This window comes from Streptomyces sp. NPDC045287 (assembly GCF_056432325.1).
The window spans coordinates 160,564-182,822 of record NZ_JBWKJG010000001.1; the positions used below are offsets into that span (position 1 = coordinate 160,564).

Sequence of the window (22,259 nt, forward strand, 5' to 3'; positions counted from 1 at the left end):
TCGACCTGACCCGCTTCAGCATCAACCAGATGACCGTCAAGCAGCTGGCCCTCCCGGAGCTCACCGAGGCGTGCGCGCGCCTAGGCGTCCCGGGGATCGGCCTGTGGCGCGAGCCGGTCCAGGAGTACGGCGTGGAGGCGGCCGCCAAGCTGGTCCGCGACGCCGGGCTCGCCGTCACCACCCTGTGCCGCGGCGGTTTCTTCACCACCGCCGAGGACCTCGACGACAACCGTGCGGCGATCGACGAGGCGGCGACGCTCGGCACGGACACGCTCGTCCTGGTCTCCGGCGGCCTGCCGCCCGGGAGCAAGGACCTGGCCGCGGCCCGCGAGCGCATCGCGGACGCCATCGCCGAACTCGCGCCCTACGCGGCCGAGCGCGGCGTGCGCCTCGCGATCGAACCGCTGCACCCGATGTACGCGGCGGACCGCTGCGCGGTCTCCACCCTCGACCAGGCGCTGGCCATCGCGGAGCGCTTCCCGGCCACCCAGGTCGGCGTGGTCGTGGACACGTACCACATCTGGTGGGACGACCGGGCCCCGGCGGCGGTCGCCCGCGCGGGCGAGCAGGGCCGCATCCACTCCTTCCAGCTGGCCGACTGGGTCACGCCCCTGCCGGAGGGCGTCCTCAACGGGCGCGGGCAGATCGGCGACGGCTCGATCGACATGCGGGAGTGGCGGACGCGCGTCGACGCGGCCGGGTACACGGGCCCCATCGAGGTCGAGCTGTTCAACGACGTCCTGTGGGCGCGCGACGGCGTGGAACTGCTGGAGGAGACCGCCCGCCGGTACGTCGAGCACACCCTCTGAGAGCACACCCTCTGACGGGGGTCCCGGCGCCCCGTGCCGGCGCCGGGACCCCGAAGGACCCGCCCCCCGCGTCGTCTGTGCGGCCCTTCCGGCGCGGCGCGTGCCGCCACCGGCTTCCGGGATCCCCGGGAGCCGGGTTCCGCCGGAAGGGGACGCGGGGGGCCGGGAGCACCGGCGGGGGAGGAGCGGACGGGCCCGGACGGGTCCCGTCCGCCCTCCCGCGCCGGCCGCCGCCCGTGGACGGTTCGTCCACAGGCGGCGGCGCGCTGTCGGAGGGGATGGGTAGCGTCGGGGGCATGTCGCAGACGGCGGTGGTGGAAGGCGTCCTCGAACGGATCACGTACAGCAACGAGGAGAACGGGTACACGGTCGCCCGGGTCGACACCGGGCGCGGCGGCGGTGAGCTGCTCACCGTCGTCGGCTCGCTGCTCGGCGCGCAGCCGGGCGAGTCGCTGCGGATGGAGGGCCGCTGGGGCTCGCACCCGCAGTACGGGCGGCAGTTCACCGTGGAGAACTACACGACGGTGCTGCCCGCGACCATCCAGGGCATCCGCCGCTACCTGGGCTCCGGGCTGATCAAGGGCATCGGCCCGCGCATCGCCGACCGGATCGTGGAGCACTTCGGCACGGACACGCTCGACGTCATCGAGCGGGAGCCAGAGCGGCTCGTCGAGGTGCCCGGCCTCGGCCCGAAGCGGACGCGGATGATCGGCGCCGCCTGGGAGGAGCAGAAGGCCATCAAGGAGGTCATGGTCTTCCTCCAGGGCGTCGGCGTGTCCACCTCGATCGCGGTGCGGATCTACAAGAAGTACGGCGACGCGTCGATCTCCGTCGTGCGGAACCAGCCGTACCGGCTGGCCGCCGACGTGTGGGGCATCGGCTTCCTCACCGCCGACCGCATCGCGCGGGCCGTCGGCATCCCCCACGACAGCCCCGACCGGGTCAAGGCCGGGCTGCGCCACGCCCTGTCCCAGTCGGCCGACCAGGGGCACTGCTTCCTGCCCGAGGAGCGGCTCATCGCGGACACGGTGAAGCTCCTCCAGGTCGACACGGGCCTCGTCATCGACTGCCTCGCCGAGCTGGCGGCGGACGAGGAGGAGGGCGGCGTCGTGCGGGAGCGGGTGCCCGGTCCGGACGGCGAGCCGGTCACGGCCGTGTACCTGCTGCCGTTCCACCGCGCGGAGGTGTCCCTCGCCGCGCAGTTGCTGCGCCTGGCGCGGGCCGCGGAGGACCGCATGCCCGCCTTCCAGGACGTCGCCTGGGACAAGGCCCTGGCGTGGCTCGCGGACCGCACGGGGGCGGAGCTGGCGCCCGAACAGGAGGCCGCCGTACGGCTCGCCCTCACCCGGAAGGTCGCCGTGCTGACCGGCGGGCCGGGCTGCGGCAAGTCGTTCACGGTCCGCTCGGTCGTGGAGCTGGCCCGCGCCAAGAAGGCGAAGGTCCTGCTGGCCGCGCCCACGGGCCGGGCGGCCAAGCGGCTCGCGGAGCTGACGGGCGCCGAGGCGTCGACGGTGCACCGGCTGCTGGAGCTGAAGCCCGGCGGCGACGCGGCGTACGACCGGGACCGGCCGCTCGACGCGGACCTCGTGGTGGTCGACGAGGCGTCGATGCTGGACCTGCTGCTGGCGAACAAGCTGGTCAAGGCGGTCGCGCCGGGCGCGCACCTGCTGCTGGTGGGGGACGTGGACCAGTTGCCGAGCGTCGGCGCGGGGCAGGTGCTGGGCGACCTGCTGGCGCCGGACAGCCCGGTCCCGTCCGTGCGGCTCACGCGGATCTTCCGCCAGGCGCAGAAGTCCGGCGTCGTCACCAACGCGCACCGGATCAACGCCGGGGAGTACCCGGTGACCAGCGGCCTGCCGGACTTCTTCCTGTTCGTCACGGAGGACACCGAGGAGGCCGGGCGGCTCACGGTCGACGTGGCCGCCCGCCGCGTCCCGGCGAAGTTCGGCCTCGACCCGCGCCGGGACGTGCAGGTCCTGGCGCCCATGCACCGCGGCCCGGCCGGCGCGGGCACGCTCAACGGGCTCCTCCAGCAGGCCGTCACCCCGGCCCGCCCCGGCCTGCCGGAGAAGCGGTTCGGCGGGCGCGTCTTCCGCGTCGGGGACAAGGTCACGCAGATCCGCAACAACTACGAGAAGGGCAGGAACGGCGTCTTCAACGGCACGGTGGGGGTGGTCACCGCCCTCGACCCGGACGACCAGCGGCTGACGGTGCTGACGGACGAGGACGAGGAGGTGGCGTACGACTTCGACGAACTGGACGAGCTGGCCCACGCGTACGCGGTGACGATCCACCGCTCGCAGGGCAGCGAGTACCCGGCCGTGGTGATCCCCGTCACGACCGGCGCCTGGATGATGCTCCAGCGCAACCTGCTCTACACGGCCGTCACCCGCGCCCGGAAGCTGGTCGTCCTCGTCGGGTCCCGCAAGGCGATCGGCCAGGCCGTCCGGACGGTCTCGGCCGGTCGGCGCTTTACCGCACTCGACCACCGGCTGACAGGAGGACGGCCCGTGGGAAACGTCACGTAGGACTTTCGGAACCGGGGCGAAGGGGGCAGGATGAGCAGGTTGACGGCACTCAGTGCCGCCAATAGGCCCAATGGTCGACCCCGAGTGCACTCTGCTGAGCCAAGTGGGGGATGGTAGAGACAGTCAGGGCACCTCGAAGAAGAGGCACAACGTCGGTGAGGGATGACGTGAGCGACAACTCTGTAGTACTGCGGTACGCGGACGGCGAGTACACCTACCCGGTGGTCGAGAGCACCGTCGGGGACAAGGGCTTCGACATTGGGAAGCTTCGCGCGCAGACGGGTCTGGTGACCCTGGACAGCGGCTACGGCAACACGGCCGCGTACAAATCCGCGATCACCTACCTGGACGGCGAGCAGGGCATCCTGCGCTACCGCGGCTACCCGATCGAGCAGCTCGCCGAGCGCTCCACCTTCCTCGAGGTGGCGTACCTGCTGATCAACGGTGAGCTCCCGAAGGTCGACCAGCTGGAGGCCTTCACCAACGAGATCACGCAGCACACGCTGCTCCACGAGGACGTCAAGCGGTTCTTCGACGGCTTCCCGCGCGACGCGCACCCGATGGCGATGCTGTCGTCCGTGGTCAGCGCCCTGTCGACCTTCTACCAGGACAGCCACAACCCGTTCGACGAGAAGCAGCGCCACCTGTCGACGATCCGGCTGCTGGCGAAGCTGCCGACGATCGCGGCGTACGCCTACAAGAAGTCGATCGGCCACCCGTTCGTCTACCCGCGCAACGACCTGTCGTACGTCGAGAACTTCCTGCGCATGACGTTCTCCGTGCCGGCGCAGGAGTACGAGCTGGACCCGGTCGTCGTCTCGGCCCTCGACAAGCTGCTGATCCTCCACGCGGACCACGAGCAGAACTGCTCGACGTCCACGGTCCGCCTGGTCGGCTCGTCGCAGGCGAACATGTTCGCGTCGATCTCCGCCGGCATCTCGGCCCTGTGGGGCCCGCTGCACGGCGGCGCCAACCAGTCGGTGCTGGAGATGCTCCAGGGCATCCAGGCGGGCGGCGGCGACGTCGACTCCTTCATCCGCAAGGTGAAGAACAAGGAGGACGGCGTCCGTCTGATGGGCTTCGGCCACCGCGTCTACAAGAGCTTCGACCCCCGGGCGAAGATCATCAAGGCGGCGGCGCACGACGTCCTCTCGGCGCTCGGCAAGAGCGACGAGCTGCTGGACATCGCGCTGAAGCTGGAGGAGCACGCGCTCGCCGACGACTACTTCGTCTCGCGCAACCTCTACCCGAACGTGGACTTCTACACGGGTCTGATCTACCGCGCCATGGGCTTCCCGACGGAGATGTTCACGGTGCTGTTCGCCCTCGGCCGCCTGCCGGGCTGGATCGCCCAGTGGCACGAGATGATCAAGGAGCCGGGTTCCCGCATCGGCCGCCCGCGCCAGATCTACACGGGTGAGGTCCTGCGCGACTTCGTCCCGGTCGAGGGCCGCTGACGCCGACCCTGCCCGGGCCGGTGCCCGGACCGCGAAAGCGCCCCGCCTGCCGATCCCCCCACGGGTCGGCGAGCGGGGCGCTTCCCATATCCCCGGTGCGGATTCCCCCCACGGGATCCGGTCCGGGCGTCTGCCGGTTTCAGCAGAAGCTCGCGCATGCGGTCTGCCGGGGTACGTACGGACGGGAGGGCCGCTCAAAGCTCCCCGGTGCACGTGCCCCGGCCAACGCTTGCCTTGGGACGTCCCCCAAGACATCCCATGAACGTCCCCCAAGACGTTCTCGGCATCGCCCATTCAGACTCGCGAGCCGTCCAAATGGTTACCCCTAAATATCTGTGATCTAGGTCTCCGTGTGAAGGTCCGGTGAGTCACGTGAAGGTGAATTCACTTGAACGACCGTTCGGTTGAGCAGGTGGAGCGGGCCGCATCACGGCATTTATCGCGATACGGCCCGCACAGGAGTCGGCGGCCGGTGTTCAGGCGGCCGTGCCGACCAGTTCGTAGCCGGCCTCGTCCACGGCGGCGCGGACCGCCTCCTCGTCGAGCGGCGCGCCGGAGGTGACGGTCACCCTGCCGGTGGCGGCGACGGCCTGGACCGAGGTGACGCCCGGGAGCGCGGAGAGCTCCTGCGTGACGGCGCCCTCGCAGTGCCCGCAGGTCATGCCCTTGACCTCGTACACGGTGGTGACGTCGGTGTTCGTCTCGGCGGTCATGGTGCTTCTCCTTTGGGGACGGGGGAGGGGCGGTGCCCCGGTGCGATCGCCACTCTATACCCCTAGGGGGTATGAATTCCAGCGTGGTCGCGGTGCGCCGCCCCCTCGTGCGCCGGGATCGCCGTCCGGATCGAGCCGACCCGCGCGCCCTCGTGCGGCAGAGCCTGCCGCCCCACCCCTCCCCGGACGAAGCCGACGCGCTCGTGGACGCGCGGGGCGCGCGGATCGAAGGCGTACGCGCCGAGGTGGACGCGGTGCGGGCCCAGCCGCTCGAAGCCGTACGCGAGGAGGAGGCGGAGCGCCTCGGCCCCCGTCCCCTCCTCGCGGCCCCCGGTCGCGGCCCGCCGGACCGATCGCGATCCGGAGGTCGCGGCTGCGGTTCGCGGGCCGCGTGCGCCGCCGGAGGCCCCGGCCCGTGCGCCGCCGGAGGGCCCCGGCCCTCTGCGGCCGGGGCCCGGGGCCGGGTCAACCGCCCCGGTGGCGGTTGCCGGGGCGGTTGGCCACCCAGGTGCGGATCGTGTCCGCGTGCCAGTAGGGCTTGCCCGCCTCCACGTGGTCGGGCTGCGGCAGGAGGCCGTGCTTGCGGTACGAGCGGACGGTGTCCGGCTGCACCCGGATGTGCGCCGCGATCTCCTTGTACGACCAGAGCATCCGGTCCGTCATCTGGATGGCACCTCCCTGTGCGGGCCGCGGCGCGACCCGGGAGGGTCGTCGGGGAGCCGCGGCGCGGACTGATGATCACCGACCCTGTGCCCGGCCTGCGACGCAGAGTGACCGAATGGAGGCATGCTGTTGAACGGCCGTGACCGCACATCCGCTGTTTGGTGACAAATGTGACGGCCGTGGAACGCTGAGACCCGTGAGGAGCGCACCACCGCACCTGTCTACGGCGACCCCGGAACGCCCGACACAGTGTCGGGCGCGACGCGCCCGGAACACGTGGTGGGATCGGCTCGACGCCGCCGTCTGCGAAGGAGTACGCACGCCATGACGAAGACCGTCCACCACTGGATCGGTGGCAAGCCCGTCGAGGGCACGTCGGGCCGCTGGGGCCCCGTCGCCGACCCGGCCACCGGCGAGGCCGCCGCCCGGGTCGCGCTCGCCTCCGCCGACGAGGTCGACGCCGCCGTCGCCGCCGCCAGGGACGCCTACGCGACCTGGGGCACCTCGTCGCTCGCGCAGCGCACCGCCGTGCTGTTCCGCTTCCGCGCCCTGCTGGACGCGCACCGCGACGAGATCGCCGAACTCGTCACCGCCGAGCACGGCAAGGTCCACTCCGACGCGCTCGGCGAGGTCGCCCGCGGCCTGGAGGTCGTCGAGCTGGCGTGCGGGATCACCACACAACTGAAGGGCGAGCTGTCCACGCAGGTGTCGAACCGGGTCGACGTCGCCTCGATCCGCCAGCCCGTCGGCGTGGTCGCCGGCATCAGCCCGTTCAACTTCCCCGCCATGGTGCCGATGTGGATGTTCCCGCTCGCCATCGCCTGCGGCAACACCTTCGTCCTCAAGCCCAGCGAGAAGGACCCGTCGCCGTCGATCCGGCTCGCCGAACTGCTCGCCGAAGCCGGGCTGCCGGACGGCGTGTTCAACGTCGTCCAGGGCGACAAGGACGCCGTCGAGGCGCTGCTCGCCCACCCCGGTGTGGACGCCGTGTCGTTCGTCGGCTCGACGCCCGTCGCCCGGCACGTCCACGCGACCGCGACCGCCCACGGCAAGCGCGTCCAGGCGCTCGGCGGCGCCAAGAACCACATGCTGGTCCTCCCCGACGCGGACCTCGACGCCGCCGCCGACGCGGCGGTCTCCGCGGCGTACGGCTCCTCGGGCGAGCGCTGCATGGCGGTCTCCGCCGTCGTCGCGGTCGGCGCGATCGGCGACGCGCTCGTCGAGAAGATCCGCGAACGCGCCGAGAAGATCAAGGTCGGCCCCGGCTCCGACCCGACCTCCGAGATGGGCCCGCTCATCACCGCCGCCCACCGCGACAAGGTCGCCTCCTACGTGACCGGCGCCGCCGCCGAGGGGTGCGAGGTCGTCCTCGCCGGCACGGACCTCACCGTCGAGGGCCACGAGGGCGGCTTCTGGATGGGCCCCGCGCTGCTCGACAAGGTGCCGACCGACGCCCGGGCGTACCGGGAGGAGATCTTCGGCCCGGTGCTGTGCGTGCTGCGCGCCGAGACCTACGAGGAGGGCGTCGCGATCGTCAACGCCTCGCCGTACGGCAACGGCGCCGCCGTCTTCACCCGGGACGGCGGCGCCGCCCGCCGCTTCCAACTGGAGGCCGAGGCGGGCATGGTCGGCGTCAACGTGCCGATCCCGGTGCCCGTCGGCTACCACTCCTTCGGCGGCTGGAAGGACTCCCTCTTCGGCGACCACCACGTCTACGGCACGGACGGCATCCGCTTCTACACCCGCGGCAAGGTCGTCACCACCCGCTGGCCCGACCCCTCCGAAACCCCCTCCGGCGTCGACCTCGGCTTCCCCCGCCACCACTGAGGCACCGCACGGACCCGGCGGGCGCGGCGTCCGAGGCGTTCCGAGGCGTTCCGAGGCGGAGGGGCGCCGCGCGGCGGGACTCCGCGGCGCGTCCCCTTCGTCCGCTTGCGCCCCCACGCGTCTACCGCGCCCGCGGTACGCGGGCACCCCCGCCTACTCCTGGAGGAGGCGGGGCACCTCAGACCGGCGGCAGCGGGAGGCCCCGCCCGGGCCGTTTAGGGTCGAGGCATGCGGATCCGACTTTCCCGGCGGTGGGCGGCGCTCGCCGCGGCCGGCGCGCTGCTCGCGGGCGCCGGCACCCTCAGCGCCGCCGCCTCCGACGGCGAGGCCGCCGTGCACCGCGAGGACACCGTGCTCGCCATGCCCGGCGCGAAGATCGACACGTCGTTCTTCACCTCCGGCTCCGGGCGCCGCCCCGCCGTACTGCTCGGGCACGGCTTCGGCGGCAGCAAGGACGACGTCCGCGCCCAGGCGGAGCGGCTCGCCCGCGACGGGTACGCCGTACTGACCTGGACCGCCCGCGGGTTCGGCCGCTCCGGCGGCCACATCGGCCTCAACGACCCGCGGTACGAGGTCAAGGACGTCCGACGGCTGGTCGACTGGCTGGCGAAGCGCCCCGAGGTGCGGCTCGACGAGGCCGGCGACCCCCGCGTCGGGGTGTCCGGCGCGTCGTACGGCGGGGCGGTCTCGCTGCTCGCCGCCGGGCACGACCCGCGCGTCGACGCCATCGCCCCGCAGATCACGTACTGGAACCTCGCCGACGCGCTCTTCCCCGACGGCGTCTTCAAGAAGCTGTGGGCCGGGATCTTCTTCACCACCGGGTCCGGCGGCCCCGAGGGGCGGCGGCCGGCCGCCTGCGGCCGGTTCCAGCCCGAGCTGTGCGCCATGTACGAGCGCGTCGCCGTCACCGGCGAGCCGGACCCCGCCGCCCGCGCGCTGCTGGAGGCCCGCAGCCCGTCCGCCGTCGCGGACCGCGTCAAGGTGCCCACCCTCATCGTCCAGGGCCAGTCCGACTCCCTCTTCCCGCTCTCCCACGCCGACGCGATGGCCGAGGCCGTCGCCCGCAACGGCGCCCCCGTCGCCGTCGACTGGATCGCCGGGGGACACGACGGCGGCGCCTCCGAGTCCGACCGCGTCCACACGAGGATCCGCGCCTGGTTCGACCGGTACCTGAAGGGCGACACGGCCGCCGACACCGGCCCCGCCTTCCGCGTCAGCCGGACCGGCGGCGTCGACTCCACCGACGGCCGCGCGACCCTGCGCGGCGCCACCGCCGACCGCTACCCCGGCCTGCGCGCGGGCGCCCGCACGATCCCGCTCGCCGGGCCCCCGCAGACCTTCCGCAACCCGGCCGGGGCCACCCCGCCCGGCATCTCCGCCGTGCCCGGCGTCGGCGGCGGCCTCTCCCAACTGTCCACGCTCGGCCTCGGCGTCTCCCTCGACTTCCCCGGCCAGCACGCCCGCTTCGAGACCCGCCCGCTCGACGAGCCGCTGCGGATCACGGGCACGCCCACCGTCCGCGTCACCGTCACCTCCGACAGCGGGGAGGCCGTCCTGTTCGGCAAGGTGTACGACGTCGGGCCGGACGGCCGCCGGCAGGTGCTCCCGTCCCAACTCGTCGCCCCCGTGCGGATCGACGGCGCCGAGGACGGCCGGACCGTCGACCTGACGCTGCCCGCGATCGACCACGAGGTGGAGGCCGGGCACCGGCTGAGCCTCGTCCTGGCCGCCACCGACCTCGGCTACGCCTCCCCGACCGCCCCCGCCGCGTACACCGTCGCCCTCGCCGGCGGCGGACTGTCCGTGCCGACCGCGCCCGCCGTGCGCACCCAGGCCGCCGGGCTGCCCTGGTGGGTGTGGGGCCTGCCGGCCGGCGGCGCCCTCGTCGCGGCGGCGCTGCTGCTGACGGCCCGCCGCAGGACCGCCGCGCCCGCCCCGGACCCGGAGCTGGCCGACGTACCGCTCACCATCAGCGGCCTGACGAAGCGCTACGCCCGCTCCTCCGACGCCTACGCCGTGCGCGACCTGTCGTTCCGCGTCGAGAAGGGCCAGGTCCTCGGGCTGCTCGGGCCCAACGGCGCCGGCAAGACCACCACGCTGCGCATGCTGATGGGCCTCATCACGCCCGACGACGGCGAGATCCGGGTCTTCGGGCACGCCGTCCGGCCCGGCGCGCCCGTCCTGTCCCGCGTCGGCGCCTTCGTCGAGGGCGCCGGTTTCCTGCCGCACCTGTCGGGGCGGGAGAACCTGGAGTTGTACTGGCGGGCCACCGGCCGTCCCGCCGAGGACGCCCACGTCGACGAGGCGCTGGAGATCGCCGGGCTCGGCGCGGCGCTGGCCCGCGCCGTCCGCACGTACTCGCAGGGCATGCGGCAGCGGCTCGCCATCGCCCAGGCTATGCTCGGCCTGCCGGACCTGCTCATCCTCGACGAGCCGACGAACGGCCTCGACCCGCCGCAGATCCGCGAGATGCGGGACGTGATGATCCGTTACGCGGCCGGCGGCCGGACCGTCATCGTCTCCAGCCACCTCCTCGCGGAGGTCGAGCAGTCCTGCACGCACCTCGTGGTCATGGACCGGGGCCGGCTCGTCCAGGCCGGGCCCGTCGCCGAGATCACCGGGAACGGCGACACGCTGCTCGTCACCACCGAGGGCGACCTGCCGGAGCGGCTCGTCGAGAAGGCCGCCGCGCTGCCGGGCGTCGCCTCCGCGACCCGCGTGGACGGGGGCCTGTTGGTCCGGCTCGACGGCACCACCACCGCAGCCGTGCTCGTCGCCGGACTGGTCCGGCTCGACGTGCCCGTGACCGCCGTGGGCCCGCACCGCCGCCTGGAGGACGCGTTCCTCACCCTGATCGGAGGAGGCGCCGCATGACCGCGCTGCTCGACTCGGCGCCCGGCTACCGCGCCGGGCGCACCCTGCCCCTGCGCGTCGAGGCGGTGCGGCAGCTCAAGCGGCGCCGCACCGCCGTGATGGGCGCGATCCTCGCCGTCCTCCCGTTCGTCCTGATCGTCGCCTTCGCCATCGGCGGCGGCGAGGACGACGGGCCGGACAACCGGATCACGCTCATGGACACGGCGACCGCGTCGGCCGGGAACTTCGCCGCGACGTGCCTGTTCGTCTCGGCCGGCTTCCTGCTGGTGATCCCCGTGGCGCTGTTCTGCGGGGACACCGTCGCCTCCGAGGCCGGCTGGTCGTCGCTGCGCTACCTGCTCGCCGCGCCCGTGCCCCGCGCCCGGCTGCTGTGGTCGAAGCTCGCCGTGGCGCTCGGCTTCAGCGCCGCCGCGATGGTGCTGCTGCCGCTCGTCGCGCTCGCCGCCGGGACCGCCGCGTACGGGTGGGGGCCGCTGCGGCTGCCGACCGGCGGGGCGCTGCCCGCGGCGGACAGCCTGGGGCGGCTCGGCATCGCCGTCGCGTTCGTCTTCGTGTCCCAGCTCGTCACCGCCGGGCTGGCGTTCTGGCTGTCCACGCGCACCGACGCCCCGCTGGGGGCGGTGGGCGGCGCGGTCGGCCTGACCATCGTCGGCAACGTGCTGGACGCCGTGACGGCGCTCGGCGACTGGCGCGAGTTCCTGCCGGCGCACTGGCAGTACGCCTGGGTCGACGCGCTCCAGCCGCACCTGGAGTGGGGCGGCATGGCCAAGGGCGCGGCCGTGTCCGTGGCGTACGCGCTGGTGCTGTTCGCGCTCGCCTTCCGCGGCTTCGCCCGCAAGGACATCGTGTCGTAGCGCCCGTAGCGCCCGTAGCGCCCGTAGCGCCCGTAGCGCCCTGGGTGCTCGTACGCGCTGACCGGTGCAGGGGGCCGAGCGCGCTTGACCGGTGCCGGGCGGGCCGAGCGCGCTTGACCGGTGCCGGGCAGGTCCCACGGGCCGGCCGCCGCGGCCCCTACGCGCTGGCCGTACGCACCGGTCGGCGCCGCTCGCCGGGCCGTGCGCGCTGACCGGTGCCGGGCGGGCCGCCGCGAACCGTACGAGCCGACCGTACGAGCCGGCCGGTGCCGCCCGCCGGGCCGCGGCGGCGCGGGCTCACAGCCAGCCGCGCCGCGCCGCCTCCGCCCCGGCGCGGAACCGGCTCGTCGTGCCCAGCGCGGCCAGCAGCTCACCGACGCGCCTGCTGTACGTACGCGCCGATATGCCCAGCCGCGCCGCGGCCGTCTCGTCGGTCAGCCCGGCGAGCAGCGCGTCCAGCACCGGGCGCAGCCGCGGCGGCAGCGCGGCACCCTGCTGCCGGGCCTCGCCGATTTCCTCGCCCGCGTCCCACCAGGCGTGGTGCGTCCGCACCAGCGCCTGGACGATCACCGGGTCGCGGATCAGCAGCAGCCCGTTGCAGAGCAGCTCCAGGTCGAGCGGGATCGCGGCGACGGTCCGATCCACCACGATCATCTTGAACGGGATCGTGTGCGTCAGCCGCGCCCGTCCCGCCAGCCGCGCCACACCACCCGGGTCGACGGCCGTCAGCCGGGCCAGCGCGTGGCGCGGCACCACCTGCCGGACCGACCGGACCCGTTCGACGGCCGTCCGTACGCACGCGCCCGCCAGTTCCTGGAACGGCTCGGGGACGGGACGCCGCAGCCCGACCGCCGGATCGTCGAAGGTGAGCAGCTCCCGGCGGGCCGACTCGGTCAACGCGGCGAGCGCGGCACAGATGTGGCGTGTGCCCGTCACCGGCTGGCCGGGCGAGCGCGGCGCCAGCGGGGGAGCCGCCCGCGCCGGGGCGATCTCACGGCCCCCCTCCCGTGCAGCCACCAGGCCCAGTACGGAGCCCTGGACGTTCGCCACGGCCGACCACCCCCGTCATCCCACGGTACACACGTACGCCACTCCATGTACTCATGTGACTGCATACGGTGACAAGGGTCGTTTTCCCCGATGGCGAGTCCAAGCCAAGCACCCCACCTCACGGCGGCGGAACACCCACGCTGAGCGGTTCACCCCCACGCGCCGCCCGGGCGGCGGCACACCCACCGTTCGGGTGAAGGGTGAACCGGTTCGCAGTACCGCGGATGGCGCCGGGCGGAACGGCGTGTCCGGATGGGACGGAGGCCGGCGAAGCGCGCCGCGCCGAAGACCGATCCACACGAACGGATGACGACATCGCTATGCGTACGCACCGCTGGGCCGCGACGGCCCTCACCTGCCTCACCCTCTCCGGCATAGCCGCGGCCCCGGCACTCGCCGCCGACGCGCCGCCCACCGACTACGCGTTCCTGCGCACCTCCCACCAGGGCCACCTGACCGAGATCGCCGCCGGCCGGGACGCCCAGAAGAACGCCACCACCGCCTGCGTGAAGAAGGCCGGCGGCGTCCTCGAACGCGACCACACCAAGCTCGACGCCGCGACCCGCGCCCTGGCCGACAAGCTCGGCGTCGACCTGCCCGCCGCCCCGACGCCCGAGCAGCAGCGGATCCTCGCCGGACTGATGGCCAAGGCCGGCACCGGCGCCTACGACGCGGCCTGGCTGAAGGCCCAGGACGCCGCGCACACCAAGACCCTCGGCATGATCGACCACCAGATCGCCGAGGGGAAGGACGCCGAGGTCACGGCCGCCGCGAAGGCCGCCCGCCCGGTCGTCGCCCACCACCTGTCCATGGTCCGCGGCGGCACCTGCCACGAGCACACCGCAACCGTCCCCGACAGCATCCACGCCGGCAGCGGCGGCCAGGTCGCCCTCGCCGACGAGGGCGTGCCCGCGTTCGTCGCGGTACCGGCCATGGCCATCGGCGGGGTGCTCGTCGCGGGCGGCGCCTTCTGGGCCGCCGGGCGCATCCGCCGCAACGACATCCGCTGACGCGCGTGGGCGGCCACCTCCGGCTGACCGCCGAACCCGGCCCCGGCCGCCTCACGGCCTGGGCCGGACTCGCGGGCGCCGCCTCGGCGGCCCTGGCGCTGTTCCTCCCGGCGGCCACGCCGACCGCCCCGCCCGACGCGGGCACGGTGCCCTCCGGCGGCGGCGCGACGGCCCCGGCCGGGGCCGTCGCCCACTCCCCGCCGGTCACCCTGACCGTGCCGGGCCACGTCGGCCGCCTGCCCGTCGACCCGGTCACCGGCACCGGCGACGGCGCGCTGGACCTGCCGCCGTCCCCGTCGCGGATCGGCTGGTGGGTGCTCGGCGCCCGGCCGGGCGCGGCGGCGGGCACGCTGCTGCTCGCCGGCCACCTCGACTCGGCGGAGGAGGGGCCGGGCCCCTTCGAGGCGCTGCACTCCCTGCCGATCGGCGCGCTGGCACACGTGGCGGCGGCGGACGGCAGCCGCCACACGTACCGGATCGTGGCGCGCCGCACGTACCGGGCGGGCGCCCTGCCCGGCGACCTGTTCTCGGCGGAGGGCCGCCCCCGGCTGGCGCTGGTCACCTGCGCGGGTGCGTTCGACCCGGAGGAGCGGGTGTACGCCGAGAACCTCGTCCTGTACGGCGTGCCCGCCTGACACGGCGTTCTCTCCTGGCGCGGAGTGCCCGCCCGACACGGCGTTCCCTCCTGACACGACGTGCCCGCCCGTACGCGGACGGGCACGTACACGGACGGGCCCCGGGAGGCTTCCTCCCGGGGCCCGTCGTGCTTCCGGGGCCCGTCCCCGCCCCGGCGCCCACCGAGGGCGCCGGGGCGGGGGAACGGGCCCGAAGGGCTAGCCGAAGGTGCGGCCGAACTGGCCGCCCGCGGCGGGCAGGCCGCCCGTGCCCGGCTTGTACGTCGTCGCCGCGGCGGCGGCACCGGTGCGGCCACCGGTCGCGTTGCCCCACGGCAGGGCGTACGCGGCGCCGTACGGGGCGGCGGCGGGCACGCCGACGTACAGCCGCGTCGCCGAAGCGCCCAGGTACGTGCCGACGGCGTGGTTGGCGGTCGGGGTGCCGCCGAGGCCGGAGGCGTCGCCCGCCTGGATCCAGTGGTCGTGCGCGCCGGCCGCGCCGAGCGGGTAGAACGTCTGGACCGCGCCGGCGCCCGCGACGGAGCCGATGGCCTCACCGGGGATGCCGACCGCGAGCACGAGCGTCGACGGGGAACCGACGGCGCGCGGCGCGGTGTTGGCCAGGACGACCTTGGTGCCGAACTTGTCGCCCGTCTCGGCGGCGCCGGCCACGTCGGTGATCTCCTGCTGGATGTTGGCGATCTGGGTGACCGTGCCGGCCGCGGTCACGCGGAGGGCGTGGACGGCGCCGGCGTCGGTCTTGTCGGCGGTGCCGACCGTCAGGTCCTCGCCGGGCGTGCCGATGGCGATGATCGAGTCGGTCGCGGTGGCCGCGCCGGACGGGCGGTACGCGACGGCGGCGAGGGAGGCACCGAACTGGTCGCCCGGCTCGGCGCCGCCGGTGACCACGTCGGCGTCCTGGTCGAAGCCGAGGACCGGCGTCAGGACCTTGTCGGCGTTGAGGGCGTGCTTGAGGATCTGCACGCCGCCGGCGTCCTTCTCGGTGCCGATGGCCTCGCCGGGGCTGCCGATCACCAGGTGGTTCGCGGAGCCGGCGACGGAGGCGCCGAACCGGTCGTTCGCCTCCGGGTCGCCCGCGTAGCCGGCCTTCTCCTGGTTGGCGACGACATTGACGCTGCCGCGCACGTAGATGGCGCTGCCCGCGTTGGCGACGGTGCCGAGGTCCTCGCCCGGGACGCCGATCAGCAGGTACGGCTCGCCCTCGGCGGTGTGACCGGCGGCGACGGCGTGGCCGAAGCGGTCGCCCGCCTCGGAGGCCGAGCCCTTGATCACGGGGATGTCGCCGAGGCCCTGGACGTAGTCGACGGCGGCCTGGCCGGTGCCGATGCCGCCCTTGGCGCCGTACAGGATCTGGACGGAGCCGGCGTCCGCGTTGGTGGTGGTGTCGACGGTGATGTCCTCGGCGGGGACGCCGACGACGAGGTCGGTGCAGCCGTCCTCGTTGTGGTCGAAGGTGGCGAGGCTCTCGCCGTACCAGTCGCTGGCCTCGGCGCCGCCGGGCACGTACGCCTGGTCCTGGTTCAGCTCGACGGTGCCCTTGCCGTCGCCGTACACGACGCGGATGACACCGGCGTTGGCGTCGCCGCCGACGGTGGCCTTCGGGTCGCCGATGGCGACGTCCTCGGCGCCGTCGCAGTTGAAGTCGGTGAAGCGGGGCGCGGCGAGCTTCGCGTCGATCCAGGAGCGCAGGTCGTCGACGCGGGTGTTGACGGCGGCGGTGCTGGTGACGGCGGTGTCGATGCCGAAGCAGCCGGCCTGGGCGGAGCGGCTGTTGACGGCGACGAGCTGGGCCTGGCCGTCGACCACGCGCAGGGCGGGGCCGCCGGTGTCGCCCATGCAGACGGACACGCCGTCCTTGCCGGTGAGGTTGACGTCGCTCGCGCTCACCGCGTCGACGGTGAAGGCGCCGCTGTGCAGCTTGAGGGGTGCCCACTCGGTCTTCGTACGGCCGTAGCCGGCGACCTTCAGCTCCTCGCCGGCGGCGGCCGGGGTGGCGCTGACGGCGACGGGCGCGATGGTGGTGACGGGGCGGTTCAGGCGGACGAGCGCCGCGTCACGGGAGGGGTGGGCGACGACCTCGACGACGTTGCGGACCACACCGGCGGTGGTGGTGAGGTCCGTACGGCCGATGGTGGCGGTGGTCTTCAGCTTCGGGGAGCCCGCGGGCACGGCGAGGCTGACGGCAGGGTCGTCGGCGAAGCAACTGGCCGCGGTGAGGATCCACTCGCGGTCGACGAGGGCGCCGGAGCAGGCGCGCTGGCCGTCGCCGATGTCGAGCCGCGCGGTGAAGGCGAGGGAGCCCTCCGCTTCGGCGGTGCCGGTGACGGCGGTGGCCGGCACCGCCAGGGGTGCGGCTATCAGGGCCGCGGTGAGTGCGGCCAGCCCGGCGGAACGGGCGAGGTGTGCACGATGCATGACCGTTTCCTTGGTGAGGGTGGCGGGGTACCGGCGGCCGGGTGGGGCGTGCCGGGACCCGGGACGGGGGAAGGCGCTACTTGCTGGTGACGATCTCCAGCAGCATGTGGTCGCGGCCCTCGGGGTCCGCGCTCTCGCCGACCGGCGTCCAGGTGTTCTTGGGGACCTCGAAGGACTTCTCCTCGTTGTCCACGGTCATCGTGAGGTCGGCGTTGTAGGCGTTGCCCTTGACGCCGTACACCGCGGGGATCTCCAGGCTCAGGTAGCCCTGGTTGCCCGTGACGCGGAAGCAGATCTTCTCCTTGCTGCGCGCCCAGACCTCGAGGAGGGTCGGATCACCGCAGGTCGCCAGGGTGATGTGGCCGTCGCCGCGCTTCAGCTTGATGCCCTGCTCGGCGAGGATCTTGTCGGCCTGCGGGTAGTTGAAGTCCTCCACCGCGTAACCCGGCGCCTCGTCGGCGACGGGGGCGACGGACTGCGTTCCCGCGCCACCGGTCGTGGTGACGGCGAGAACAGCGGTTCCGGCGACCGCTCCCGCGACGAGCAGACGAGAGATGAACTTCATGGGAGTCTCGTTTCCTGTTCCATGAGATGAGAAAGGCGCATGGGACGGGTCCATGCGCGGACGCGCCCGGGTCAAGGGCGCGCGGACGGACCGGAAGAGCGAAGCGCGGTGACGGAGGGCGCTTCGGACCTTTCACAGGAAGGGCGCTTCGGACCTTTCACCGATGGATCGTCAACTCCCCCCGTTACGACAGCCACACTCCGGCTCCCCAGATCGGATTGGCGTGATCATTGTTATCACTTCCCCTGACCCGCACAAGAGTTCGCATCCGGTGCCGGCGGTGGCCCCGGGAGAGGGGAAGCGGCCGACAGGAGGAGGCGGTTCCGGGGGCACCGGTCGGGCCCCGACGGCAACGGTCGCGTAACGGTGGGGGACGGGTGGGGGACGGCCCTCCGCGGTGGAGGCCGTCTCCTGGACCTTCGTCGTGCACGCGGAGGAACCCCTCCCCGGTGAGCTCCCCGGCGGTCTCCCGAAGGGCTCCGCGCCCGGGCGCGTGCCGTTGCGCGGGAAGTGCCCCGGCAGTGCGTATAACGATCACCACGTGGGGAACTTCGGGCTGGGCCGACGCGAGGAGGAGACCCATGGCGGGTCCCGGGCAGCACACCGACACCGGTGCGGAGACGGTCGACGTGGTCGTCGTCGGCATGGGGGTGGGCGGCGAGCACGTCGCCGGACGCCTGGCCGAGGCCGGCCTGGACGTCGTCGGCGTGGAGGCCGAGCTGGTGGGCGGGGAGTGCCCGTACTGGGCGTGCGTACCGAGCAAGATGATGATCCGCGCGGGCAACCTGCTCGCCGAGGCCCGCCGCGTCCCCGGCATGGCCGGGCGGACGGAGGTCGCCGCGGACTTCGCGCCCGTCGCGGCCCGCATCCGCGACGAGGCGACCGACGACTGGGACGACGAGGCGGCCGTGGACCGCTTCACCGGCAAGGGCGGTCGGTTCCTGCGCGGCCGGGCGCGCCTCACCGGGCCGGGGCGCGTCGACGTCGACGGGCGGGTGTTCACCGCCCGGCGGGGCGTGGTCCTCGCCACCGGCAGCCGTCCGCAGATCCCGCCCGTGCCGGGCCTCGACGAGGTGCCGTACTGGACGAACCGCGGCGCCGTCTCCGCGAAGGAGGCCCCGCCGTCACTGCTCGTCCTCGGCGGCGGGCCCATCGGCGCCGAGCTCGCGCAGGCGTACGCCCGGTTCGACACGGCCGTCACCGTCGTCGAGGCGGCCGAACGGCTGCTGCCCTCGGAGGAGCCCGAGGCGGGCGCGCTCGTCGCGGACGTGTTCCGCGCGGAGGGCATCGAGGTACGGGCCGGGGCGCGGGCCGTCGGCGTACGGCACGAGGACGGGACGTTCCGCCTCACCCTGGACGGCGGCGAGGAACTGACCGCCCGGCACCTGCTCGTGGCGACGGGCCGCCGCGCCGCGCTGTCCGACCTGGGCGTCGAGCACATCGGCCTCGACCCCGGCGCCAAGGCCCTCGACGTGGACGGGCGGATGCGCGCGGCGGACCGCGTGTGGGCGGTCGGCGACGTCACCGGGCACGGGGCGTTCACCCACGTCGCCATGTACCAGGGCGAGCTGGCCGCGCGGGACATCCTCGGCGACCCCGGCCCGGACGCCGACTACCGGGCGCTGCCCCGCGTCACGTTCACCGACCCGGAGGTCGGCGCGGTCGGCCTCACCGAGCGGGCCGCCCGCGAACGCGGCATCACGGTGCGCACCGGGCTGGCGCAGGTGCCGTCGTCGACGCGCGGCTGGATCCACAAGGCGGGCAACGAGGGCCTGGTCAAGCTCGTCGCGGACGCCGACCGGGGCGTCCTCGTCGGCGCGACCTCCGCCGGCCCGGCGGGCGGCGAGGTCCTGTACGGGCTGGCGGTCGCCGTCCACGCCGAGGTTCCGCTGGAGCGGCTGCGGCACATGATGTTCGCGTACCCGACCTTCCACCGGACGGTGGAACAGGCCCTCCAGGACCTCGGCTGAGCTTTTCTTGGGGTTCTTGGGGTTCTTGGGGGTCCCGGGGCGAGCCCGCTGGCCGCTCGCAGCGGCCGATGGGAGCCCGGAGGAACGGCGCCGGGGCCGGGGGGGAGAGGCAGGTCCGAAGAACGCCTCGCCGAACGCGAGCCGCCATCACTCCCCCCGCCGCCCCTTGAACAGCACGGCCACCGGCAACGTGGCCACCAGCGGAGTGACCACCGGTGGCACGGCCGCCCCGCCGCGCCCACGTCCGTACCCGGCAGCTCGCCGGCGGACGGCCCTCAGCCGATACGGGGGCTGCGGCGCTCCACGAGGACGGTGTCGCGCCAGCGGCCGTGGTGGCGGCCGACGCGTTCCCGGGTGCCGACGACCCGGAAACCGGCGCGCTCGTGGAGGGCGAGGCTCGCCGTGTTCTCGGGGAAGATGCCGGACTGGACGGTCCAGATCCCGGCCGCCTCGGTGGAGTCGACGAGGGCGGCGAGGAGCGCGGAGGCGACACCCCGCCCGCGCGCATCGGGGTGGACGTACACCGAGTGCTCGACGACCCCGGCGTACGCGCACCGGTCGGAGACCTTCGCCGCCGCGACCCAGCCGAGGACGCGGCCGGTCCCGTCGACGGCGGCGAAGCGGTGCTCGGGCAGCTTGGCCGCGTCGAACTCCGCCCAGGTCGGGGCGGTGGTCTCGAAGGTGGCGTCGCCCTCGTCGATGCCGGCCTGGTAGATCGCGAGGACCTCGTCCGCGTGGTCGGCGGTGAGCGGCACGACGGTGACGGCTCGGGTGGCGGGGGTGTTCACGGGGGGAGCCTCCCTGGCGGAAGTCGTGGGCCGGCGAAGGCCACGGGCTGGTGAAGCCCACGGGCTGGTGAAGGCCGCGCGTCCGGCTTCAGTTGCCGCGCGGCGCGTACATGATCACGGCCATCCCGGCGAGGCACACCAGGGCACCGGTGACGTCGTAGCGGTCGGGGCGGTAGCCGTCGGCCACCATGCCCCAGGCGATCGACCCCGCGACGAAGACGCCCCCGTACGCGGCGAGGATGCGGCCGAAGTGGGCGTCGTGCTGCCAGGTCGCGACCACCCCGTACAGGCCGAGGGCGACGACGCCGGCGCCGACCCAGATCCATCCCCGGTGCTCGCGGATGCCCTGCCAGACGAGCCAGGCGCCGCCGATCTCGAAGAGGGCCGCGACGGCGAACAGGGCGACGGAACGAGCGACGGTCATGCCGACCGACCCTACCGGCGGCACGACGCACCACCGCCGTCAGCCGGGAGATGGTGTCGTGACGCGGCCACCTCGTGCCGGAGGACTCGCCTGGACGCGCGACCGACCTCCCGGAACGCTTGGGAAGACTCGTACCCCACGGTCCTGGGCGCGCGATAGCGTCGGCGGTGGAACTCGTCAGGGAAGGGACGGCCACCAGATGCCGCACAGTACTGTCACTGCCGACGGGCACGAGCAGCGCGGCCTGATCCTCGACTTCGCCGGGGTACTCACCGCCGGCCCCGTCGCCGTCCACCGTGAATGGTGCGTGTCCGAAGGACTGGAGCCGGGAGCGTGGCGTGCCGCCCTCAACGACCATCCCGAAGGGCGGCGTCTGTACGCGGCTCTGGAGATCGGCGAGCTCGGGCAGGCCGAGTGGAACGAGGGCACGGCCGCCCTGCTGGGCGAGCACGTGGATCCGGTGAACCTGATGGGACGGGCCTGGGCCGAGGTGCCACCGGCACGTCGGATGATCGCTCTGGCGCGTGCCGCGCGGGCCGCCGGCCACCGGCTCGCGCTCCTGTCCAACAGCTTCGGCCTCGATCCGTTCAACCCGTACGAGCACGTCGGCATCTGGGACTTGTTCGACGTGCACGTCGTCTCCGAGCTGGAGGGGTTGGCGAAGCCGGATCCGGCGATCTACCGCCTGGCCCTGGAGCGGATCGGGTTGCCCGCCGAGCGGTGCGTGTTCGTGGACGACCGTGAGAAGAACCTGCCGCCGGCCGCCGAGCTGGGCATCACGACCGTTCACGTAACCGACGAGGACACGGCCGTGGCCGAGTTGGAGGTTCTCCTCGGCGTCACGGCTGTGCTCACTGTCTGAGCCCCACTGCCGTCTGATCGAAGGCGGTCCGCTGCGGTGTCGCCGCCAGTACTGTCCGCGTGGGACCCATCACGCGGAGGTCCTGGAGGACGCGGTGGTCGGAGCACACCACCTCTGAGCGCTTGAAGGTGCTGCGCGGCACGACGACGCAGGAGCGGCTGGCGGATGCCGCCGGTGTGTCCGTGGCGTGGTCCGCAAGCTCGAACGCGGCGGGACGGCTTCCCTTCCCTCCCCGCTGTCGGTCGTGGATGCGCTCGGTACGGACATCGCCGCGCTCCTCGGGCAGCAGGCGCCGCGCCGGTCCACGGACGGTGGCGAGCGGGCCGCGCCGCCTCTGGTCTCCGGACGTCCCGACGCCGACCAAGGCCCAGTCGTACGTGTGGTCGGGCAGGGACGACACGTCACGCGGCAACTGTGGGAAGCATGACGGCAAGGACGATCCGGGCGTGGTCGCCGGTTCACCCCGGATGACGATGTGTCCCCCCGGACCGGCAGGGGGACCGACCCTGAAGCCTCGGGGCGCTTTCGGGCCGAACGATCGCCGGAGCCCGCCCCTGACCGGCCCCAACCGGACGGTTCCAGCCATCCGCAGCGCTGTCCCCGACACTCCCGCCCCTGGCCGGAAAACGACCCCGATCAGCAAAAAGACCCTCCCAGAGGAGGGTCCCGCTCTTGCGCCCCCGGCAGGACTCGAACCTGCGGCCAAGTGCTTAGAAGGCACCTGCTCTATCCACTGAGCTACGGGGGCCGGTGGTGCGGCCTTGTGGCCTCTGGAGCCCGGGAGGGTGGTCCGTGACCTTGCCGGGGACAAGGAT

18 protein-coding genes and 1 tRNA gene are annotated in these 22,259 nt (G+C 73.7%); 10 read left to right on the top strand and 9 right to left on the bottom strand.

Translation table 11 applies throughout. The features are described from left to right. Positions 1-29 precede the first annotated feature (29 nt). From AC07D6_RS00755 to AC07D6_RS00765, 3 genes are all read left to right on the top strand, one after another. The gene (locus tag AC07D6_RS00755) at positions 30-809 is read left to right on the top strand and encodes a sugar phosphate isomerase/epimerase family protein (protein ID WP_315876330.1); all 780 of its coding nucleotides are present in this window, start codon (positions 30-32) and stop codon (positions 807-809) included. Positions 810-1,105: 296 nt separating this feature from the next. Then, positions 1,106-3,337, top strand: a complete 2,232-nt coding sequence (gene recD2, locus AC07D6_RS00760) for an SF1B family DNA helicase RecD2 (protein ID WP_479040935.1) — start codon at positions 1,106-1,108, stop codon at positions 3,335-3,337. A 167-nt stretch (positions 3,338-3,504) separates the two neighbouring features. After that, the gene (locus tag AC07D6_RS00765; protein WP_479040937.1) at positions 3,505-4,794 is read left to right on the top strand and encodes a citrate synthase; all 1,290 of its coding nucleotides are present in this window, start codon (positions 3,505-3,507) and stop codon (positions 4,792-4,794) included. 476 nt (positions 4,795-5,270) lie between these two features. On the opposite strand, the gene AC07D6_RS00770 is transcribed toward AC07D6_RS00765, so the two are convergent. Next, positions 5,271-5,507 (bottom strand): heavy-metal-associated domain-containing protein, encoded by a 237-nt coding sequence (locus AC07D6_RS00770; protein ID WP_315881372.1) that lies wholly within the window; start codon positions 5,505-5,507, stop codon positions 5,271-5,273. A 465-nt stretch (positions 5,508-5,972) separates the two neighbouring features. Continuing rightward, positions 5,973-6,170 (bottom strand): helix-turn-helix transcriptional regulator, encoded by a 198-nt coding sequence (locus tag AC07D6_RS00775; RefSeq protein ID WP_315881373.1) that lies wholly within the window; start codon positions 6,168-6,170, stop codon positions 5,973-5,975. A gap of 324 nt (positions 6,171-6,494) precedes the next feature. On the opposite strand from AC07D6_RS00775, the gene AC07D6_RS00780 reads away from it, so the two are divergent. The 3 genes from AC07D6_RS00780 (at position 6,495) to AC07D6_RS00790 (ending at position 11,725) form a co-directional block, all read left to right on the top strand. Then, complete coding sequence (locus tag AC07D6_RS00780; RefSeq protein ID WP_315881374.1) at positions 6,495-7,997, top strand: CoA-acylating methylmalonate-semialdehyde dehydrogenase; 1,503 nt, start codon at positions 6,495-6,497, stop codon at positions 7,995-7,997. A gap of 228 nt (positions 7,998-8,225) precedes the next feature. Beyond that, entirely contained in the window at positions 8,226-10,871 is a 2,646-nt protein-coding gene (locus AC07D6_RS00785; RefSeq protein ID WP_479040940.1) for an alpha/beta fold hydrolase, read from the top strand. Next, positions 10,868-11,725 (top strand): ABC transporter permease, encoded by an 858-nt coding sequence (locus tag AC07D6_RS00790; RefSeq protein WP_315881376.1) that lies wholly within the window; start codon positions 10,868-10,870, stop codon positions 11,723-11,725. The genes AC07D6_RS00785 and AC07D6_RS00790 overlap by 4 nt, the downstream gene beginning before the upstream one ends. A gap of 297 nt (positions 11,726-12,022) precedes the next feature. Here the strand turns inward: AC07D6_RS00790 and AC07D6_RS00795 are convergent, their stop codons facing one another. Continuing rightward, positions 12,023-12,775 (bottom strand): helix-turn-helix transcriptional regulator, encoded by a 753-nt coding sequence (locus AC07D6_RS00795; protein WP_315881377.1) that lies wholly within the window; start codon positions 12,773-12,775, stop codon positions 12,023-12,025. Between the two features lie 320 nt (positions 12,776-13,095). Here AC07D6_RS00795 and AC07D6_RS00800 point away from each other — a divergent pair, with 320 nt between their 5' ends. Both AC07D6_RS00800 and AC07D6_RS00805 read left to right on the top strand, forming a co-directional pair. After that, positions 13,096-13,785 (top strand): DUF4142 domain-containing protein, encoded by a 690-nt coding sequence (locus AC07D6_RS00800; RefSeq protein WP_315881378.1) that lies wholly within the window; start codon positions 13,096-13,098, stop codon positions 13,783-13,785. A gap of 5 nt (positions 13,786-13,790) precedes the next feature. Next, entirely contained in the window at positions 13,791-14,420 is a 630-nt protein-coding gene (locus tag AC07D6_RS00805; RefSeq protein WP_315881379.1) for a class F sortase, read from the top strand. Between the two features lie 198 nt (positions 14,421-14,618). Here AC07D6_RS00805 and AC07D6_RS00810 read toward each other — a convergent pair whose 3' ends face one another. Both AC07D6_RS00810 and AC07D6_RS00815 read right to left on the bottom strand, forming a co-directional pair. Next, positions 14,619-16,835, bottom strand: a complete 2,217-nt coding sequence (locus AC07D6_RS00810; RefSeq protein ID WP_479040943.1) for a S1 family peptidase — start codon at positions 16,833-16,835, stop codon at positions 14,619-14,621. A 76-nt stretch (positions 16,836-16,911) separates the two neighbouring features. Further along, the gene (locus tag AC07D6_RS00815) at positions 16,912-17,400 is read right to left on the bottom strand and encodes a hypothetical protein (RefSeq protein ID WP_479040945.1); all 489 of its coding nucleotides are present in this window, start codon (positions 17,398-17,400) and stop codon (positions 16,912-16,914) included. 581 nt (positions 17,401-17,981) lie between these two features. On the opposite strand from AC07D6_RS00815, the gene AC07D6_RS00820 reads away from it, so the two are divergent. Further along, the gene (locus tag AC07D6_RS00820; protein ID WP_479040947.1) at positions 17,982-19,370 is read left to right on the top strand and encodes a dihydrolipoyl dehydrogenase family protein; all 1,389 of its coding nucleotides are present in this window, start codon (positions 17,982-17,984) and stop codon (positions 19,368-19,370) included. 275 nt (positions 19,371-19,645) lie between these two features. Here the strand turns inward: AC07D6_RS00820 and AC07D6_RS00825 are convergent, their stop codons facing one another. Further along, positions 19,646-20,158: an N-acetyltransferase family protein gene (locus AC07D6_RS00825; RefSeq protein WP_479040949.1), complete on the bottom strand. Its 513-nt coding sequence runs from the start codon at positions 20,156-20,158 to the stop codon at positions 19,646-19,648. Positions 20,159-20,246: 88 nt separating this feature from the next. Further along, complete coding sequence (locus AC07D6_RS00830; RefSeq protein ID WP_479040951.1) at positions 20,247-20,582, bottom strand: YnfA family protein; 336 nt, start codon at positions 20,580-20,582, stop codon at positions 20,247-20,249. A gap of 199 nt (positions 20,583-20,781) precedes the next feature. Here AC07D6_RS00830 and AC07D6_RS00835 point away from each other — a divergent pair, with 199 nt between their 5' ends. Continuing rightward, a complete protein-coding gene (locus AC07D6_RS00835) occupies positions 20,782-21,444 on the top strand; it encodes an HAD-IA family hydrolase (RefSeq protein WP_479040953.1) in 663 nt (220 codons plus the stop codon). Here AC07D6_RS00835 and AC07D6_RS00840 read toward each other — a convergent pair. Both AC07D6_RS00840 and AC07D6_RS00845 read right to left on the bottom strand, forming a co-directional pair. Next, a complete protein-coding gene (locus AC07D6_RS00840) occupies positions 21,434-21,856 on the bottom strand; it encodes a hypothetical protein (protein ID WP_479040955.1) in 423 nt (140 codons plus the stop codon). The genes AC07D6_RS00835 and AC07D6_RS00840 overlap by 11 nt on opposite strands. Before the next feature lie 263 nt (positions 21,857-22,119). Then, positions 22,120-22,192, bottom strand: a tRNA-Arg gene (locus tag AC07D6_RS00845). Positions 22,193-22,259: the final 67 nt, after the last annotated feature.